20 protein-coding genes are annotated in these 18,624 nt (G+C 65.3%); 12 read left to right on the top strand and 8 right to left on the bottom strand.

What is annotated here, in order from left to right:
• Nucleotides 1-7: 7 nt before the first annotated feature.
• From purS to M3N53_04675, 9 genes are all read left to right on the top strand, one after another.
• The gene (gene purS / locus M3N53_04715) at nt 8-226 is read left to right on the top strand and encodes a phosphoribosylformylglycinamidine synthase subunit PurS (GenBank protein MDP9067639.1); all 219 of its coding nucleotides are present in this window, start codon (nt 8-10) and stop codon (nt 224-226) included.
• Entirely contained in the window at nt 223-909 is a 687-nt protein-coding gene (purQ, locus tag M3N53_04710) for a phosphoribosylformylglycinamidine synthase subunit PurQ (GenBank protein MDP9067638.1), read from the top strand. The genes purS and purQ overlap by 4 nt, the downstream gene beginning before the upstream one ends.
• A complete protein-coding gene (gene purL / locus M3N53_04705; GenBank protein ID MDP9067637.1) occupies nt 906-3,104 on the top strand; it encodes a phosphoribosylformylglycinamidine synthase subunit PurL in 2,199 nt (732 codons plus the stop codon). Before purQ ends, purL begins: the two co-directional genes overlap by 4 nt.
• On the top strand, nt 3,104-4,561 hold the full coding sequence (gene purF, locus M3N53_04700) for an amidophosphoribosyltransferase (GenBank protein ID MDP9067636.1): 1,458 nt from the start codon (nt 3,104-3,106) through the stop codon (nt 4,559-4,561). Before purL ends, purF begins: the two co-directional genes overlap by 1 nt.
• Nucleotides 4,543-6,174 carry an ATP-binding protein gene (locus M3N53_04695; GenBank protein MDP9067635.1) on the top strand — a complete coding sequence of 544 codons (1,632 nt, stop codon included), beginning with the start codon at nt 4,543-4,545 and terminating at the stop codon, nt 6,172-6,174. The genes purF and M3N53_04695 overlap by 19 nt, the downstream gene beginning before the upstream one ends.
• A gap of 69 nt (nt 6,175-6,243) precedes the next feature.
• A complete protein-coding gene (locus M3N53_04690; protein ID MDP9067634.1) occupies nt 6,244-7,029 on the top strand; it encodes an enoyl-CoA hydratase-related protein in 786 nt (261 codons plus the stop codon).
• Between the two features lie 28 nt (nt 7,030-7,057).
• Nucleotides 7,058-8,155 carry a 4-hydroxyphenylpyruvate dioxygenase gene (hppD, locus tag M3N53_04685; GenBank protein ID MDP9067633.1) on the top strand — a complete coding sequence of 366 codons (1,098 nt, stop codon included), beginning with the start codon at nt 7,058-7,060 and terminating at the stop codon, nt 8,153-8,155.
• Nucleotides 8,156-8,169: 14 nt separating this feature from the next.
• On the top strand, nt 8,170-9,291 hold the full coding sequence (locus M3N53_04680) for a homogentisate 1,2-dioxygenase (GenBank protein ID MDP9067632.1): 1,122 nt from the start codon (nt 8,170-8,172) through the stop codon (nt 9,289-9,291).
• Nucleotides 9,292-9,305: 14 nt separating this feature from the next.
• Nucleotides 9,306-10,274 carry a fumarylacetoacetate hydrolase family protein gene (locus tag M3N53_04675; GenBank protein MDP9067631.1) on the top strand — a complete coding sequence of 323 codons (969 nt, stop codon included), beginning with the start codon at nt 9,306-9,308 and terminating at the stop codon, nt 10,272-10,274.
• On the opposite strand, the gene M3N53_04670 is transcribed toward M3N53_04675, so the two are convergent.
• The 4 genes from M3N53_04670 to M3N53_04655 are packed head-to-tail and all read right to left on the bottom strand — an operon-like array spanning nt 10,271 to nt 11,879.
• A complete protein-coding gene (locus tag M3N53_04670) occupies nt 10,271-10,444 on the bottom strand; it encodes a hypothetical protein (GenBank protein ID MDP9067630.1) in 174 nt (57 codons plus the stop codon). The two genes, M3N53_04675 and M3N53_04670, sit on opposite strands and share 4 nt — an antisense overlap.
• Nucleotides 10,445-10,492: 48 nt before the next feature.
• On the bottom strand, nt 10,493-11,077 hold the full coding sequence (locus tag M3N53_04665; GenBank protein MDP9067629.1) for a methyltransferase domain-containing protein: 585 nt from the start codon (nt 11,075-11,077) through the stop codon (nt 10,493-10,495).
• Nucleotides 11,074-11,298 carry a zf-HC2 domain-containing protein gene (locus M3N53_04660; GenBank protein ID MDP9067628.1) on the bottom strand — a complete coding sequence of 75 codons (225 nt, stop codon included), beginning with the start codon at nt 11,296-11,298 and terminating at the stop codon, nt 11,074-11,076. Before M3N53_04660 ends, M3N53_04665 begins: the two co-directional genes overlap by 4 nt.
• Entirely contained in the window at nt 11,295-11,879 is a 585-nt protein-coding gene (locus tag M3N53_04655) for a sigma-70 family RNA polymerase sigma factor (protein ID MDP9067627.1), read from the bottom strand. Before M3N53_04655 ends, M3N53_04660 begins: the two co-directional genes overlap by 4 nt.
• Before the next feature lie 155 nt (nt 11,880-12,034).
• Between M3N53_04655 and M3N53_04650 the strand changes: the two genes are divergently transcribed.
• The 3 genes from M3N53_04650 to M3N53_04640 all read left to right on the top strand — a co-directional run bounded on the left by M3N53_04650 (nt 12,035) and on the right by M3N53_04640 (nt 14,056).
• On the top strand, nt 12,035-12,397 hold the full coding sequence (locus M3N53_04650) for a cupin domain-containing protein (GenBank protein MDP9067626.1): 363 nt from the start codon (nt 12,035-12,037) through the stop codon (nt 12,395-12,397).
• 4 nt (nt 12,398-12,401) lie between these two features.
• Nucleotides 12,402-13,031, top strand: coding sequence for a methyltransferase domain-containing protein (locus tag M3N53_04645; protein MDP9067625.1), 630 nt, complete (start codon nt 12,402-12,404; stop codon nt 13,029-13,031).
• Nucleotides 13,032-13,198: 167 nt separating this feature from the next.
• Nucleotides 13,199-14,056: a methyltransferase domain-containing protein gene (locus M3N53_04640; GenBank protein ID MDP9067624.1), complete on the top strand. Its 858-nt coding sequence runs from the start codon at nt 13,199-13,201 to the stop codon at nt 14,054-14,056.
• 26 nt (nt 14,057-14,082) lie between these two features.
• Here the strand turns inward: M3N53_04640 and M3N53_04635 are convergent, their stop codons facing one another.
• From M3N53_04635 to M3N53_04620, 4 genes are read right to left on the bottom strand one after another with little or no spacing between them, the layout of a single operon-like run.
• Nucleotides 14,083-15,312, bottom strand: coding sequence for a 2-oxo acid dehydrogenase subunit E2 (locus M3N53_04635; GenBank protein MDP9067623.1), 1,230 nt, complete (start codon nt 15,310-15,312; stop codon nt 14,083-14,085).
• A complete protein-coding gene (locus tag M3N53_04630) occupies nt 15,312-16,328 on the bottom strand; it encodes an alpha-ketoacid dehydrogenase subunit beta (GenBank protein ID MDP9067622.1) in 1,017 nt (338 codons plus the stop codon). The genes M3N53_04635 and M3N53_04630 overlap by 1 nt, the downstream gene beginning before the upstream one ends.
• Nucleotides 16,325-17,446 carry a thiamine pyrophosphate-dependent dehydrogenase E1 component subunit alpha gene (locus M3N53_04625; protein ID MDP9067621.1) on the bottom strand — a complete coding sequence of 374 codons (1,122 nt, stop codon included), beginning with the start codon at nt 17,444-17,446 and terminating at the stop codon, nt 16,325-16,327. Before M3N53_04625 ends, M3N53_04630 begins: the two co-directional genes overlap by 4 nt.
• Before the next feature lie 13 nt (nt 17,447-17,459).
• Nucleotides 17,460-18,551: a leucine dehydrogenase gene (locus M3N53_04620; protein MDP9067620.1), complete on the bottom strand. Its 1,092-nt coding sequence runs from the start codon at nt 18,549-18,551 to the stop codon at nt 17,460-17,462.
• Nucleotides 18,552-18,624 lie beyond the last annotated feature (73 nt).

Genomic DNA, 18,624 nt, shown 5'->3' with positions numbered 1-18,624 from the left:
GGACGTGATGCTGAAGCCTGGGATCGCCGATCCGCAAGGACAGACGATCGAGCGGGCGCTTCCGGTGCTTGGGTACCCGGGCGTGCGCGACGTCCGGGTGGGGAAGAGGATCCAACTCGAGGTCGAGGCAGAGAGTCGCGATGACGCGCGGATGAAAGTCGAGGACATGTGTCAACGCCTCCTCGCTAACCCGGTGATCGAGTCCTACGAGGTGACCATCGGATGAAGGCTTGCGTCGCGGTCATCGTCTTTCCCGGCTCGAACTGCGAGGTCGACGCACGCGCGGCGTTCACCGCGCTGGGAACCGACGTGCAGATGGTGTGGCACGCGGAGGCGTCGCTGCCGGAGGCCGACCTGGTGGTGCTGCCCGGAGGTTTCGCGCACGGTGACTATCTCCGCACCGGCGCCCTTGCGCGCTTCTCACCCGTGATGGAGGGGGTGCGGGCACACGCGGAGAACGGCGGGCTCGTCCTCGGCATCTGCAACGGGTTCCAGATCCTGTGCGAAGCCGGGATGCTTCCAGGCGCATTGCGAAAGAACAGCGGCTTGAAGTTCCTGTGTCGCTGGGTGGACCTCCGGGTGGAGAACGCACGCACTCCTTTCACTTCCCGCGCCGAAGCAGGCGCCGTGCTGCGGATCCCGATCAACCATTTCGAAGGGAACTGGTACGCCGAGCCCCAGGTGCTCGAGCGCCTGCGCGCGAACGATCAGATCGTTCTGCGCTACGTAGACAACCCGAACGGGTCGGCGGATGACGTGGCATGCATCTGCAACGAGGCAGGCAACGTATTCGGGTTGATGCCGCATCCTGAGCGCGCCTGCGAGCAGCTTCTTGGATCGACCGATGGGATCGTGTTGCTGGGCTCGTTGCTCGACCACATCTCCGACCGCAACAAAGCGGTCGTGTGAGCGCGGTAGCGATGCTCCACCGCGAGCTCGGCCTCACCGACGACGAGCTGGACGCGATCAAGAAGCGGCTCGGCCGGGACCCCTCCTACACGGAGCTCGCCATGTTCTCGGTGATGTGGAGCGAGCACTGCTCCTATAAGTCGAGCCGCATCCACCTGCGCGGGCTTCCGTCGGAAGCTCCTCACATCCTCGTCGGTCCGGGGGAGGGGGCCGGGATCGTCGAGATCGCGCCCGGCGTATCCGTGGCGTGGAAGATCGAGTCTCACAACCACCCTTCGTTCGTCGAACCTTTCAACGGCGCCGCTACGGGCGTGGGCGGGATCGTTCGCGACATCCTCTCGATGGGCGCGCGGCCGATCGCTCTGATGGACCCGCTGAGATTCGGGCCGCTCGACGACGCCCGCACTCGCTATCTGGTCGACGGCGTCGTGCACGGGATCTCTAACTACGGCAACTCGATCGGGGTGCCGACCGTGGGTGGCGAAGTGATCTTCGAGGACTGCTACGCCGAGAACCCACTGGTGAACGTGGCATGCCTTGGGGTGGTCGAGGACCGGCTCATGCACGGACGGGCCGAGGGCGAGGGAAACACCGTCATCCTCATCGGGTCCGCAACCGGCCGTGACGGCATCGGCGGCGCGAGCGTCCTTGCTTCGGCCGAGTTCGACGAAACCTCGAGCGAGAAGCGACCGTCGGTTCAGGTCGGTGACCCGTTCACCGAGAAGTTGTTGATCGAGGCGTGTCTCGAGCTCGTGCGCGGGGGACTTCTGGTGGGGTTCCAAGATCTCGGCGCCGGAGGCATCTCGTGCCCCACGTCGGAGATGGCGGCGAAGGCCGGCACGGGGATGCATCTCGACATCTCGAACGTCCACCTCCGCGAGGCGGACATGGAGCCGTTCGAGATCATGATCTCGGAGTCGCAAGAACGGATGCTTGCGGTTGTGGATCCGTCGGATGTGGACGCGGTTCTGGCGATCTGTCGGAAATGGGAGCTGCAGGCGAGCGTGCTCGGCGAGGTCACGAAGTCGGGTCGGGTCGAGGTACTCCGCGAGTCGGAGGTCTTGGCGGACGTTCCTGCCGACGCGCTCGCGGAAGAGGGTCCCGTATACAACCGGCCACTCGAACGACCGGCGTGGCTGGACGAACTCCAGGGAAGCGATCCCGGTGATGCGGCTCCACCGGATCTACAGGAGGCCTTCCTGAAGCTCTTGGGCTCACCGGCGATCGCATCGAAGAGGTGGGTGTGGGAGCAGTACGACCACATGATCTTCCTCGGGACGGTCATCGGTCCGGGCGGCGACGCAGCGGTGATCAGACTCCCCGGGCAGGAAGTCGCGGCCGCGATCTCGGTAGACGGCCCCGGGCGGTACTGCTTCCTCGACCCCTATCAGGGAGCGCGGCTCGCGGTGGCCGAGGCAGCTCGAAACGTCGCCGCGGTCGGAGGACGGCCGCTCGCGATCACGAACTGCCTCAATCTCGGCAACCCCGAGAAGGCTGAGGTGATGTGGCAGTTCGCGGAGGTGGTGCGCGGGATCGGCGACGCCTGTCGTGCGCTTGGAACCCCCGTGACCGGAGGCAACGTCTCCTTCTACAACGAGACGAACGGCCGCGCCATCTACCCCACGCCAGTGATCGGGATGCTTGGTTCGGTCGCCGATCCGCATCGTGCGGTGGGCCTCGCCTTCCGCTCGCCGGGCGATCTCATAGCCGTGGTAGGAGATACCGATCCGGCCGACTTCGGCGGCAGCGAATACGCAAAGACCGTCAACGGCACCGTGGCGGGGCGTCCACCGCGCCTCGACCTGTCGGCGGAAGCGGCGTTGCACCGATTCCTGATCGAGGGGGCCGCGCGCTCGATCTTCTCGTCCGCGCACGACTGCGCCGAGGGCGGGGTCGCGATCGCAATGGCCGAGTCGGCGGTTGCCGGTGACCTCGGCTTCGAGGTTGTGATCGACGAAGACGAGCCCCACAGGATGCTGTTCGCCGAGTCTCCGTCGCGCGCGGTGGTGTCGTTTGCTCCAGAGCGGGTCGAGGCCGTGCAGGAACTCGCCGATGAATACGGGGTACCCATGCACATATCCGGCTCGGTGGTGCCGGATCGGCTGGATTTCGGAACATTCGGGGTGGGTTTGGAGGTTGCTAGAGACGTGTTCGAAGGAGCGTTCGGGCGGGCTTTGACCGCTAGCATGAGCTGATGGCAGGGGAGGCGAGAGACGCCTGCGGTGTCGTAGGTATCTACGCGCCCGGCGAAGACGTAGCCAGGCTCACCTATTACGGCCTGTACGCCCTGCAGCATCGGGGTCAGGAATCGGCCGGTATCGCCATATCCGACGGCGAGACGATCCTGGTCTACAAGGAGCTCGGCCTGGTTGCGCAGGCGTTCGATGAGACCGTGCTGCAGAGCCTGCGCGGGTTCGTCTCGATCGGCCACACCCGCTACTCGACCACCGGCTCTTCCTCCTGGGACAACGCCCAGCCAACCTTCAAGAGCTCGCCTGCGGGCCAGATCGCGCTCGCTCACAACGGGAACCTGGTCAACTCGCTGGAGCTGGCGGGGACGTTGAAGCAAGCGGGCGGCGATCCCACCCCAGCGGGCGCGCGTTTGAACTCGTCGTCGGACACCGACCTCGTGGCAGCCCACATAGCGCGCGCGAACCAGGGCGACATGCGCGCTGCGATATTGGACGTTCTGCCGAAGCTCTCCGGCGCCTATTCCTTCACGATGATGAACGAGCACCGTCTGTTCGGCGCCCGCGATCCCCACGGGTTCCGGCCCTTGTGTATCGGACGTTTGCCCGGGGGCGGTTGGGTTCTCGCGTCCGAGACATGCGCCCTCGACCTGCTTGGTGCTCGCTTCATCCGGGACGTGGAACCGGGAGAGATGGTGACCATCGACTCCGACGGGCTCACCAGCGAGAACTTCATGCCGCGCCGTCCTGCTGCCTGTGTATTCGAACACGTCTACTTCGCACGTCCCGACTCGACGCTGATGGGTCAGAACGTGTACGCGACGCGGTACCGGATGGGCCAGCGGCTCGCCGAGGAGGCGCCGGTCGTAGCCGAGCTCGTGATGCCGGTGCCGGACAGCGGCGTGCCTGCCGCCCAGGGCTTCGCGCGAGGATCAGGCGTCGCTTATGGCGACGGGTTCGTCAAGAACCGGTACGTCGGCCGCACCTTCATCCAACCCACGCAGTCGATGCGCCAACAGGGGATCAGGATGAAGCTGAACCCCGTCCGCGAGGTCATCGAAGGGCGCCGCGTCGTGGTCGTGGACGATTCGATCGTGCGCGGGAACACGACGAAGCAGATCGTCGCGATGCTCCGAGATGCAGGCGCGCGCGAGGTCCACATGCGGATCTCGTCACCGCCGATCAAGTGGCCTTGCTTCTATGGGATCGACATGCCTGATCAAGACGAGTTGATCGGCTCTCGCTTGGAGGTCGATGAGATACGTGACCACATCGCCGCGGACTCGCTCGCGTATCTGTCGATCGACGGGATGCTGGGCGCAACGCACGTACCGGCCGAAGACTTCTGCACCGCCTGTTTCTCGTCGCGTTATCCCGTTGCCGTCCCCGAGCATGACCTGCGGGACAAGCACGTGCTGGAGGCGCCGGCCCAGCAGGCTGAGGCATGGCCGAGAAGGAGCTAACCCGCTCCGCTCAAACGGTCAGCGCGGCTCGGTCCGCCGGGGTCAAGAGAGAGAAGCTCACGCTGGCGGACGTCGACAAGCGGCGGACGCAGCTGTGGTCCCTGTCTCTGGGCTTGGTAGTCGCGACCACTGTCGCGATCGGAGTCATATACCTGGGCGGCGACCTCCTCCCGGACCAGTTGCGTGTCTTCGAGCACCTCGGCGCGTGGATCGTTGCCATTTTGTTCGCGGGGCTGGCGCTCGCTTTCCTGGTCTACGTCATCGAGCAGGAGAGAAACCTGCGGCGGGTCGCGATGCTGCTGGTGGAGGAGCGGGTCCTCACCGCGGCCCTGTCCAATCGACTAGCGGAGATCTCCGCTCTATCGGAGGTCGGCAAGGCCATCAACACCACGCTAGATCTGCAAGACATCCTCCGGATGATCCTCTCCTCCGCACTAGAGCTGCTGGGAGGCACCGAAGGCTCGCTCATGTTGCTGGACGACACCCGAACCCACCTGGAGGTCGTGAGTTATAGCGGGACAGTCCCCGAGCCTGTTGCTGCCGGGAGAACGGCGATCGGAGAGGGCATCGCGGGAACGGTTGCGGCACGTCGCGAGCCGATGTTGATCAACAGCGATCAGGTCGAACCAGGGCTAGAGGCACACGCGCATCCGGAGCGCGGGATCCAGTCGTCGGTATGCGTCCCTCTGATGCGGGGCGAGGAGCTTTTAGGGATCCTGAACCTCAATGAAACCGAAGGCGATCGCATTTTCACGCAGCAAGACCTGGAGGCGCTCGAGCTCTTTGCAGAGCATGCAGCTATCGCGATCGCGAACGCTGCCCTGCTCGAACAAGAGCGAGAGACCGTCCAGAGGCTCGAGGAGCTGGACCGGTTGAAGAGCGACTTCATCGCCACGGTCTCGCACGAGCTGAGGACGCCTCTGACGGCGATCATCGGGTCCGCCACGACGTTGTCGAAGCGATCCAGCAGGATGTCACCGGAGCAACGGACGACGCTCATCGAGATGATCGAGCGGCAGGGGCAGAGATTGCTGCGCCTGGTGCAGGACATACTGACGACTGCCCACATCGAGTCAGGGATGCCGAAGCTGCGGCGCGAGCTGGTGGATCTGCGTTCCGCTGCCGAGGTCATCATCTCGGACCTGCAACACGCGCATCCTTCGAGGGAGGTCGCGCTAACGACTGACCCTGATACCCCACACGCGTGGGGCGATCTGGGTGCGCTGCAGCAGATCCTCTCGAACCTCATCGAGAATGCGCTCAAGTACTCGGATGAGGGGAAGGTCGAGGTGTTCTTGACAGAGAACCAAGCCGAGACTCGGATCGCGGTGCGAGATCGAGGACGCGGCATCTCGCGGGAGCAGTTGGACACCATCTTCGACAGGTTCCGCCAGGTGGATCAATCGAACACGCGCGGCAAGGGCGGCTTCGGGCTGGGCCTCTACATCGTCAAGAGCCTCGTAGACGCTCACAACGGCGAGATCAAGGTCGACAGCGCGGAGGGTGCCGGTACGACGTTCACGGTGCACCTCCCGAAGAGGGCCCGCGATCAGGAGCAGCCGCTGCTGTCCACGTCACCTCACGCAACTGCACCTCAACCGGACGCCCTTTAGCGCACGCCGCACCCCGATGCTGCGGCTGGGTGGAGGTCGTGACCGGAGACTCGGGCTACCCTCGGCCGTATGACTCTGAACAGATCCGTCGAAGACGGCGTCGCGATCCTGACGCTCAGTCGCCCCGAGGTGCTGAACGCGTTCAACGACGAACTCGGGCTCGAGTTGTTGAACGCTCTCGAGGCAGCTTCGCGCGACGAAAACGTCCGTTGCATCGTCATCACCGGTGCAGGCCGGGCGTTCTCGTCGGGTGAAGATCTCGGTGCGCTCGCCGCGCAGTACGAGCGGGGAGAGGTCCCGGACCTCGGCACCACCTTGGTCGAGCGCTACAACCCGTTGATCCGTGCGGTCCGGGCCGCGCCCAAGCCCGTGATAGCCGCCGTCAACGGCGTCGCTGCGGGCGCGGGCGCCAGCCTGGCGCTCGCGTGCGACTTCCGGATCGCGTCCGAGCACGCGAAGCTCGTGCTGGCGTTCATCAGGGTGGGTCTCGTGCCAGACTCCGGCGCCCTGTGGTTCCTGACCAAGATGGTGGGTGCGGCTCGCGCTCTCGAGCTCGGTGCGAGCGGCCATCCCGTAGACGCCCAGCGCGGGCTCGAGCTGGGGCTGTTCTCGCAGGTCATACCGGCCGACGAGTTCGAGTCTCACTGGCGGTCCTTCGCGGGTCGTCTTGCAACTATGGCGACGGCCGCGTTCGCGTTGACGAAGCAGCTGACCAACGAGGCACTGGATCGTTCGCTCGACGACCAGCTCGAGGCGGAGGTGGAGGCGCAGAGCGCTGCGGGTCGCACCGAGGACCATCTCGAAGGTGTCCGGGCCTTCTTCGACAAGAGGCCGCCGGAGTTTCGAGGCCGGTAAGCTCCGAGCAACCACAAGGAGGTGGCGCGTGCTGAACAACAACGAAGACTCCTTCCCGATACTCGGTATCGACTACCTGCAGTTCTTCGTCGGTAACGCCAAACAAGCCGCGCACTACTACAGGGCCTTGGGCTTTACCCCCGTCGCGTTCATGGGGTTGGAGACGGGGACCCGCGATCGGGTGTCGTGGGTCGTGCAGCAGGGAGACGTCCGGCTGGTCTTCACCGGAGCCCTCGACCCCTCGAGTCCCATCGCGGAACATGTGAAGGAGCACGGGGACGGCGTCCACGACGTCGCCCTGCGAGTCCCGGACGCGGAAGAGGCCTATCGCGTGGCCAGGTCGCGCGGTGCCACGTCCGTTCACGAGCCCGAGGTCTTCGAGGATGAGCACGGGAAGCTGGTGAAGGCCGCGATCGCGACCTACGGGGAGACGATCCACTCTCTGGTAAGCCGGCAGGACTACTCGGGGGCGTTCTTTCCGGGGTTTCAGCCCCTGGCGAATGACGGTTCGGAAGGGTTCGGGATCGAGCACATCGACCACGTCGTGGGCAACGTCGAGCTCGGCAAGATGAACGAGTGGGTGAGCTTCTACGAGAGGATCATGGGGTTCACCGAGCTTCGCCATTTCTCCGATGAGGAGATCTCGACCGAGTACTCCGCACTCATGTCGAAGGTGGTGTGGGACGGCAACGGCAAGATAAAGCTGCCGATCAACGAACCCGCTGAGGGCAAGCGCAAGTCTCAGATCGAGGAGTATCTCGAGTACTACAGGTCGCCGGGGGTGCAACACATCGCCATGGCCACGGGAGACATCGTGGCAACGGTCGAGTCGATGAGGGGCGCGGGTATCGAGTTCCTCCGCGTCCCGGGCACCTACTACGAAGACGTCAAGAAGCGGGTCCCCGAGATCGCAGACCAGGTCGACGCGCTCCAACGTAATGGGATCCTCGCCGACAAGGACGAGGACGGTTACCTGCTGCAGATCTTCACGAAGCCCGTGCAGGACCGCCCTACCTGCTTCTTCGAGGTGATCGAGCGCCACGGCGCGAAAGGCTTCGGGGCGGGCAACTTCAAGGCGCTGTTCGAGTCCATCGAGCGCGAGCAGGCGGCTCGCGGCAACCTGTAGACGAGGAGTAGGCGTTGGACGTCGTTCATTCCAAAGGCAACGTCACCAAGCAAGCGCATGTAGGCGTGCCCGAGGGGACGTACGAGGAAGAGCACGGACGAGAAACCTTCTTCGGCCGCGCATCTCACCTCTACCGGAGTCATCCTCCGACCGCGTGGACGCGTATCGAGGGCAAGCTTCGGCCGCGGGCGATCAACGTGAACGAGATGAAGCCGGACGACGGGATCGATGAGGATGGCTTCTGGCAGCTGATTGCCGGCAACGAGGACGTGCGCCTCTATGTGTCGCGGAGAACGCAGCCGATGCCGTACTTCCTGCGCGACGCGGACGGCGACGTCTGCTACTTCGTGCACCGCGGTAGCGGAACGATCGAGTCCGACTACGGCCCGCTTGAGTTCGCGCCGGGCGATTACGTGATCATGCCGAAGGGGACCACCCACCGCGTCGTCCCCGCGGGCGAGGACAACTTCTTCTTCGTGATCGAAGGGAGCGGCGAGTACAGGCTTCCCGATCGTGGATTGATGGGGAAGCACGCGCATTTCGATCCCGGCATGATGCAGGTCCCCGATCCCGACCCGCACGACGAAGAGGGAGAGTTCGAGGTCCGCGTGAAGCGCGACGGCGAGTTCACCTCGTTGTTCTTCGCGTGGCACCCACTCGACGTGGTGGGGTGGCAGGGGGATGTGTCGCCGGTGAAGCTGAACATCCTCGATCACCGGCCTGTCTATTCACCCAGCTATCACATGCCGCCCTCGGCGCACTGCACCTGGGAGAACGACGGCTTCGTGATCTGCTCGTTCGTTCCGAGACCGCTGGAAGAGGATCCGCAGGTCTTGAAGGTGCCCTTCTATCACGCCAACATCGACGCGGACGAGGTGCTCTTCTATCACGAAGGCAACTTCTTCAGCCGCGCGGGCATCGACGTCGGTTACATCACCTTGCACCCGCAGGGGATCCACCACGGACCTCAGCCCGCGGCGATCGAAGCATCGAAGACGAAGCAGCGTACGGACGAGGTCGCGGTGATGGTCGAGACGCACAAACCGCTGATCGTCGCACCAGAGGCCGAGGCGGTCGTTGCAACCGAATACGAGACGTCCTGGGCCGCCGGCATGGGTCTGCTCGACGACCGGTAGGTGGATATCTCAGCTTGAGGTTGTACCGATTCGTATCGAACCGCGGGGGCTACCAACCCCGCGTCGCGGTGGCGGTGGGAGTGTCGCCTCCCGTCGATCTGCTCGACGCGTGGAACGAGGTGACCGGGACGCGCCTCGACCCCGAGACGGGCCCGTTCCTTGTCTCGACTGATGTATTGATCCAGCAGGGTCCAGAGGTGTGGACAGAGGTCCGCGACGTAGTTCGAGCCGCGGCCACGGTGCCGGACCTGTTGTTGTCGCCGGAGGATACGCGGCTGCTGTGCCCCCTCGACCGGGTTCAGTCGTTGCGCGATTTCCTCGCTTTCGAGGATCACGTGCTGCGCGGAGCGGCACGTCGGAGTGCCTCCGTCCCCGACTACTGGTACGAAGCGCCGGTCTACTACAAGGGCAACCACCGGACGATCATCGGGCCGGACGCCGAGTGCAGGTGGCCGCCGTACACGCAGCGGCTGGACTTCGAGCTAGAGCTGGCGATGATCGTCGGCAGGCGGGGGCGGGACATCGCGGTCGATGAGGCGCCCGACCACATATTCGGCTTCACGATCTTCAACGACTTCTCGGCCCGCGACGTGCAGGCGAACGAGATGAGCGCGTGGTTGGGGCCCGCGAAAGGAAAGGACTTCGCCAACGCTCTCGGCCCCTGCATCGTCACCGCGGACGAGGTCGGCTCGGAGCCGGACCTCGAGATGACCTGCCGAGTGAACGGCGAGGAGTGGGGGCGGGCGCGCTCGTCCGAGAAGCACTGGAGCTGGGGCCAGATGCTGGCACACGTCTCGGCGGGAGAAGACGTCTTTCCGGGCGACGTCTACGGCTCGGGCACGCCCGGAGGTTGCTGCGGGCTAGACCTGGGTCGCGAGCTGAGCCCGGGTGACGTGGTCGAGCTCGAGATCGAGCACATCGGCATCTTGCGCAACAGGATCGGCTCGAAGCCCGCCGGCGCCGGACCGGCTACCGCCCGCTAACCGCCGCGACGCGCCTTGACCACGATCGAGTCGCCGACGCGACCCTCCTGGGAGGCAGGCAGCAGGCGTCTCATCAGCGAGATGAGCTCCGGCGTGAAGAGCGGGTAGATCGCGCAGTCATCCACCGTCCACGGCGTCCGATGAACGACCTCGATCGCGGTGAACCCCACCCGGTCCAGCTTCTCGACGAAGTCACGCTCCGCCAGGGCCCCCGATACTCAGCCGGCCCATGCCGCGGGATGCGTCAACACCTCCGTCGGCAGCGATTCCTCCTCGACCGCGAGATCCGACACGCACAGCTTTCCTCCCGGTTTCAGGATCCGCGCGCACTCGGCGAGCACGCGGGCCTTACGCGGAGAGAGGTTGATGACTCCGTTCGAGATGACGTGGTCGACGCTTGCGTCGGGCAGCGGGATCGATTCGATCTCGCCTTCGATCGGCTCGACGTTGCTCAGTCCTGCCGCGGCCGCGGCTGCCGCTGTTCGCTCGAGCATCTCGGGGAGGAAGTCCAGCGCGATCACGTGACCGGCGGGACCTACGCGCTGGGCCGCGATCACGCTATCGATCCCGGCACCGCAGCCCAGGTCCACGACGGTCTCGCCTGGTTCGATCTCCGCGAAACGAAGGTGGTTGTTCACGCCGAGCGCTCGTGCAACGGCCGCGGCGGGGACGAGATCCAGTTCGTCGAGGGCGTAGAGCTTGTGCGCTACGGCGGTCGTGTCCTCATCGATCGACGCGTAAGCCTCGCGGACGAGCTGCTTGAGCTCCGTGCCATGCATCAGGTCTCTTGCCACGGTGTTCATAGCGACTCGATGAACGCGGTCAGACGATCTCGCGTAGGGGCAGGAAGTCGCTCGGTGTTGTGCGACGCGAGGAACCTCTGCAACTCGGCGGCGAACTCAGCCTCTCCGCAGCACCTCTTGCACACGTCGAGGTGCTCTTCGACCGCTGCCTTGTCTGCGGCGTCGATGTCGCCGTCCAGGTAAGCCCACAGCTGCTTCACGGCGTCGGAGCAATTGATCATCGCGGTCGCTCCTTGAGGAGCCCGTTGCTCTCGGCATGCTCCCACATCTTCCTCTCGAACAGCTTGCGCCCCCTGTGAAGCCGGGCGAGGACGGTACCCAGCGGCGCGTCCACGAGCTTGGCAACCTCCTTGGTGGAGAAGCCGTCCATGTAGACCAAGACGAGTGGGACGCGGTAGATCTCCGGCAGCGAAAGCAACACCGTCTTCACGTCGTCGCTGCCGAAGCGCTGCAGGAAGTCGAGATGCAGTGAGTCCGAATACGGAAACGGGTCCTCGTGCGCGATCTTCCTGAACAGCGAGAAGTCGTCGACGTCGTCGAAATTCACTTCCTGCGGCTGCCGGGACCTTGCCCTCCCACGGTCTCGGCAGCAGTTCACGAGGATGCTGATCAACCACGGACGGGCGGCCGCGTCATCGTGCAGCTGATCCAGGGCTTGGTACGCCTTCATGAGCGTTTCCTGTACCGCGTCTTCGGCGTCATCCGCGACGAGCCTGCGGGCGGTGGAATAGAGCCGGTCGAGGTGGAGCGATGTGATCTCGCGGAATCGCTCCTTCTTGTCTGCAAGTGTCCCCGTTTCCACCCATTCATCCTCTCGGAGCGCCAGAGCTCCAATACGTAAGACGACGACGAGCCCATAGTTATTGCATCCACCGGCACTTGCAATAAGGAAAGCGGTTTCCGTCGTCTCACCCGGTAAGGCGTCAAACGGTGGCGCCCGTAGCGAGGAGGACGCGCATGGCCGGGATCACCAAGAAGAGCTTCGACTCTCCGGACGAGACGCGGAGGCCGGACAAGACGAAGGTGGACGTGGTCAACCTGGAGTCTCTGACGGCGGCCCGCCTGGATCTGCAGCCGGGTTGGAGATGGTCCGAGTGTGTCAAGCCCGTAGCCGGCACCGACTCCTGCCAGGCGCGCCACGTCGGTGCCGTCGCCTCTGGGCGTCTTCACGTGCAGCACGAGGACGGCACGCATGTGGAGCTGGGACCGGGCGACGCCTATGTCATCGAGCCTGGTCACGACGCATGGGTCGTCGGCGAGGAGGGCTTCGTCGGTTACGAGTTCGAGAGCAAGAGCGCCGAGACCTACGCGCGCGGCTGAGGCGATGATCGAACAGCGCACGCTCGGTGCGGACGTGGCCGACCTCGTCGATGTGGACGCGCTCCACAACGAGGTCAAAGAGAAGTACCGCGAGGTAGCCGCGAACCCGACGGGGACGTATCACTTCCACACCGGGCGTGCGCACGCGCTACGGATGGGTTATCCGGAGTGGCCGCTCGCTCAGCTTCCGGATGAGGCGACCGAGGCCTTCGCAGGTGTCGGCAACCCCTTCTACTGGGGTCTTCCCGCACCGGGGTCTACCGTGTTGGATCTAGGCTCCGGCGGCGGCATGGACTCGTTCATCGCGGCTCTTGCTGTGGGTGCCGGCGGCAGAGTGATCGGCGTCGACATGACCGACGAGATGGTCTCCCGCGCGGGGGCGACGGCCGAGAGCCTGGGCCTCGGCAACGTCGAGTTCCGGGCCGGCTACATAGAAGACGCCCCGGTCGAGTCGGCAACGGTAGACGTAGTCATCTCGAACGGCGTCTTCAACCTGTGTCCGAACAAGGCGCGTGTGTACGAAGAGGTGGCGCGGGTGCTGAAACCGGGCGGACAGATGACGATCGCCGACATCTGTGTGGAGCGCCCGGTTCCGGAGGGCGCGCTGAAGGACATCGACCTCTGGACCGGCTGAATCGCAGGTGCCCTGCCGTGCGCAGGGTGGGAGACGGTCATCGCGGCGGCCGGCCTCGTCGAGGTGGAGTTGGCGAACCCGATCGACACGTTCGCGGGCGCTGAGGGGGAACGCCAAGCGCGTCAGTTCGGCACCTATGGCTATTCGATCCGGGCGCGAAAGCCGCGGTGACGGCTACATCGGAGGAGCTCAGGCCGCGGCCCTGTGACCTCGCGGAGTTCTACTCCGATTCTGCCGAGGGATACCTGAGGCTGTGGGCGCCCGAGCTCCTTCGGATGTCGCGCGTCCTGTTGGACGAGATGGCGCTCGGGGACACGAGCTCCGTGTTGGACCTCGCGACCGGCGTCGGCACGCTGCTGCCGGAATTGCAACGGCGGGCACCTGGGGCACGGGTGGCAGGTGTGGACGTCGCCGAAGGCATGGTGCGGATGACCCCGGAGGGTTTCCCGGTCGCGGTGATGGACGCGATGGGTCTCGGCTTCCGCGCCGGTAGCTTCGACGCCGCGGTGGTGGCGTTCGCGTTGTTCCACTTCCCGGACCCTGAAGGTGCTCTGCGGGAGGTCCACCGGGTTCTGCAGCCGGGCGGTCTGCTGGGGACGGTGACCTGGGGCGACGACCCCGGCTACGTGGCGTACGAGATCTGGAACGAGGAGCTGGACCGGTTCGGCGCGCCGCCACCGGACGTCGTGATGTCGCGTCACGAGCTCGTCGAGTCTCCCGCCAAGGTGAGCGATCTCCTGGCCCGAACCGGCTTCGAGGTGATCGACTGCTGGACCGGGATCTACGAGAAGACGATGACGCCGCAGGAGTTCGTCGACCACCGGATCGGTCACGGCCTCAGCAGGAAGAGGTTCACGTCGCTCCCGCACAGCGCCGTCGCCCCGTTCCTGCAGGCGCTATCCGAGCGCCTCGAGCGTCTGGATGCGGAGGAGCTTACGGATCGAAGCGAGGTTGTGTACGGCAGCGCGAGGCGTGGCTGGCCAGCGCGGGAACATCTTGCCGCAGGTCATGTTGACGTCTCCTGACGAGGATGCGGGGTATCGGTCCTCGGCTAAGCCTCCAGCGCGAGGACGGCGGGGTGCTCTAGCAGGCGAACCACGTCGAGGACGAACTTCGCGGCGGTCATGCCGTCGAGGATCCGATGGTCGAACGTGATCGACAGATTCATCATCTTGCGGATGACGATCTGTCCCTGCCTCACCACGGGCCGGTCGGTTGCACGGTGCACGCCCAGGATCGCGGACTGCGGATGGAACACGATCGGCGTCGCCATCAGCCCACCGAAGGGGCCGGGGCTCGAGATCGTGAAGGTCGCGTCCCGTAGGTCTTCTGCCTTCGAGCGACCCGCACGCGCTGCGGAGGCCAGACGTTCCACATCCGCGGCGACCTCCCGCAGCCGTTTCCTGTCGGCATCGCGCACGACCGGCACGGTCAGGCCCGCCGGGGTATCCACCGCGATGCCGATGTCGAACCGGTCGTGGAAGACGATCTCAGCTGCATCCTCGTCTAGAGATGCGTTCAGCGCGGGATAGTCGCGCAACGCCGTCACCACGGCTTTGACGATGAAGGGCATGTAGGTCAGCCGCGGCAGCTCAGGCGAGCGCTCGTTCGCGAGCCGGCGCGTCGCATCCAACTCCGTCACATCGCACTCTTCTACGTGCGTGACCGGCGGGACGATGCGATGTGCGTCCGTCATCCTCTGAGCGATCAGCCGTCGAACCCCCCTGAGAGGCTCCCGTCGCTCTCCTCCCTCCCGCGTCGCCGCAGATGACCCGCGGCCGTTCGCGGCGGCCTCGACGTCGGCGCGCAGGACGCGGCCACCAGGACCAGACCCGGAGACCGCGGACAGCTCGACCCCGAGCTCCCGCGCTAGCTTCCGAACAGGAGGCATCGCCTTCACGGCTGCCGGCTCGGCTACTGGCTCACGAACCGGAGGAGGAGGGGGCCCGCCGCGATTGCCGTGGGCGGGATCGACGGCGGGTCCGGCAGGCCCGGTCGGGGATGTCGCGGATGCAGCACGCGCGACGGGAACCGGCTCCGATGACGCGGCCTCGCCGATCGTGACCAGAGCGGTTCCGACCGGAACCACGCTCCCTGCTGGTACGTGGATCTTGGTGACAACGCCGGCGAAGGGCGATGGGATCTCGGCCGTGGCCTTGTCCGTGATGACCTCGACGAGCGGGTCGTCTTCGCCGACCTCGTCGCCCTCCTTCACTAGCCAGCGGTCGATCTCGGCCTCGGTCAAACCTTCCCCGAGGTCGGGCAACAAGAAATCCGCCACTAGAAGCTCAGCACCTTCTTGGCGCCGGCGACGATGCGATCGACCGACGGGAGGTAGTCGTCTTCGTTCGCGAACTGTGGGAAGGGCGCGTCGTACCCCGTGACACGACCGACAGGCGCCTCCAGATCCAGCATCACCCGCTCGTGGATCAGGCTCGAGATCTCGGCGCCGATGCCTGCGGTGCGCGGAGCTTCGTGAACGACGAGCGCGCGTCTGCATTCCGACGCGGCCTGTTCGATCGTCTGGACGTCGAGCGGATACAGCGAGCGAAGGTCGACAACGCGGGCCTCGGCCCCCTCTTCGGTCGACAGCCTCTGCGCCGCGTCCAGCGTCAACGGCACCGTCGCTCCGTAGGTGAAGATCGCGAGATCGTTTCCCTCCCGCGCGATGCGAGCCTTCGAGAGGTGATCGGTCACCGCGACGTTCCCGTTGCCGTTGCCGAGAGCGAACGGCGGGTTGTCGTCGATCTCCTGACGCCCTGCGCGGTAGATGCGCTTCGGCTCCATGAAGATGACGGGATCGGGATCCTGGATCGCGGCCAAGATCATCGTGCGCGCGTCGGCAGGGGTCGAGGGACAAACAACCTTCAGGCCGGGTGTGTGGACGAAGAGCGCCTCCGGCGAATCCGAGTGAAGCTCCGGCATGCGCACGCCGCCGCCGTAGGGGATGCGGATGACGATCGAAGCCGGCACCTCTCCCTTCGTCCGCCACGCATATCGGGCCGCGTGTACGACGATCTGCTCGAACCCCGGGTAGACGAAGGAGTCGAACTGGATCTCGGCGACGGGCAACAGACCGTAGACCGCCATCCCGATGGCGGATCCGACGATGCCGGCTTCCGCCAGCGGCGTATCCACCACGCGCTCATCCCCGAACCGGTCGAGCAACCCCGCGGTGACGCGGAAGACACCCCCGGTCTTGGCGACGTCTTCGCCGAGCACGACGACTCGATCGTCCGCCGTCATCGCCTCGTGCAGGCCCTTGTTGAGCGCTTCCACCATGTTCACGCCGCTCATATCGTCTTGCCCTCTTCGCCCGCTCCGGGGGTCGTGGCGGGGCCGAGCGGCTTGACCTCTGCCGGCCGCTCGACCTGGTCGAGCTCATCCAGCGCTTCCTCGAAGTTCCACGGCCGCCCCGACGCGTACACGTGATCGAACAGGATCTCTTGTCCCGGATGCGCGATCGCTTCCATGTCAGTTACCGCCTGCGCGATCAGCTGTTTCGCCTCGGCACGGATCTGCTCTTCCGCAGCATCGTCGAGGAGGGACTGGCGCCGGAGGAAGCCCGCCATCCGGCCGACCGGCTCCAGCGCCCGCCAGCGCTCCGTCTCGGCCTCATCGCGGTAGAGGCGCGGATCATCCGCGGTGCCGTGCGGCATGATCCGGTAGCAGTACGCCTCGATCAGCGTCGGGCCGTCGCCGTTTCGCCCACGCTCCAGAGCCTGTCTCGTCACCTTCCAACATGCGATCGGGTCGAACCCGTCGACACGGACGCCCGGCATCCCGTACGCCACCGCCTTCTGCGCGATGGTCTCGCTGGCCATCTGCTTCGCTATCGGCGTCGAGATCGCCCACTGGTTGTTGACGCAGAAGAAGACGGTCGAGGTCTTGAACACGGATGCGAAGTTCATCGCTTCATGGAAGTCACCCTCGGACGTGGCTCCGTCTCCGAACCACACGAGCGAGGAGGCGCGATCCTTGCGGATCTTCGCGGCCCACGCCACACCGACGGCGTGCGGGAGGTGGGTCGCGATGGGAACGCAGATCGGCGCCACCCGATGGTCACGCGGGTTCCAGAAGCCGTGTGTTCCTCCGTAGCCGCGCCACCATGCGAGGACGGTCGACGCGGCGACACCCCTCAGGATCCCGATCGCGTTCTGCCGGTAGGAAGGGAAGACCCAGTCGGCGTCTTCGCACGCGTAGAGCGCACCAGCCTGCGTGCCCTCCTCGCCCCAGTACAGCGCGTAGGTGCCGATACGACCCTGTCTCTGTAGCGCAACTGCCCGTTCGTCGAATGTCCGCAACAGGACCAGCCACCGGAACAGCTCGATCAGGTCCTTGTCGGCAAGCTCGCTGGGAACTTCACCGTCAGGTAGGTCGGCGCCGTTGCCGATGACGCGGACGATCTCAGTCATGGTCTCTAGAGATCTAGTTGGACGCGGCGGGACCGAACTCGGCGGTTCGGACCAACCTGATACGACTGATCTTGCGAATCCGCTCCTCTGCATGCAGCTCGGCGGCCTTCGCGGTGGAGAGACCCCGCTCCTTCGCGAGCGTGAAGATGTGCTGCATCTGCTTGTAGATGCCCTCAACCCGAGCCATGGCGCGGTCGCGGTCGTAGCCCCGTAGCTCGTCTTCGACGTTCATCAACCCGCCCGCGTTGATGACGAAGTCGGGTGCATAGAGGATGCCGAGGTCACGCAGCTTCTCGCCGTGCTCCTCGCGCGCCAGCTGGTTGTTCGCGGCCCCCGCGATGATCTTGCAGTTGAACTCCGAGATCGTGTCGTCGTTGATCCCGCCACCAAGAGCGCACGGAGCGAAGACGTCGCACTCGAGCTTGTGGATGTTCTCGAGCGGGACGGTCTCGACACCGTGGTCTTTCACGGCGCGCGCCATGTTGTCGAGGTCGATGTCACCGATCGTGACGGTTGCCCCCTCCTTGACGAGGTAGCCGCAGAGCGCGTATCCGACCTTGCCGACCCCTTGCAGCGCGACCGTTCGGCCAGCGAGCTCGGGCGATCCGAACACCTCGAGCAGACAGGCTTTGATCCCGTTCAGCACGCCGTACGCGGTGACAGGAGACGGATCACCCGAGCCTCCGTAGGTATGCGAGCACCCGGTGACCCAGCGGGATTCTCTGCGCACGATGTCCATGTCTTCCAGAGCCGTCCCGACATCCTCGGCCGTGATGTAACGCCCCCCGAGCGTTTCGACGAACCGGCCGTAGGCGCGCAGGAGCTCCTCGCTCTTGATCCGGCGCGGGTCACCGATGATGACGGCCTTGCCGCCACCCAGGTCAAGGCCCGCGGCCGCGGCCTTGTAGGTCATCCCCTTTGCCAGACGCAGGACGTCGACGAGAGCATCTTCCTCTTTGTCGTACGGGTAGAACCGCGTGCCGCCGAGGGCGGGACCTAAAGCCGTCGAATGGATCGCGACGATCGCCCTGAGTCCGGACTGATCGTCCGAGCAGAACACGATCTGCTCGTAGCCATCTCCGTTGATGTGCTCGAACACGCTCATGGAAGAGGGGTCTCCTGTGGTCTCCGCCGAGACGCCGTCGTCCCGGCTTCCCTGGTCATGGTACCCGCCGGAA

This window comes from Actinomycetota bacterium, assembly GCA_030776625.1.
Classification (GTDB): domain Bacteria; phylum Actinomycetota; class CADDZG01; order CADDZG01; family WHSQ01; genus MB1-2.
The sequence above is the reverse complement of the archived record's forward strand: the minus strand, read 5'-3'. Positions and strand labels throughout refer to the sequence as shown.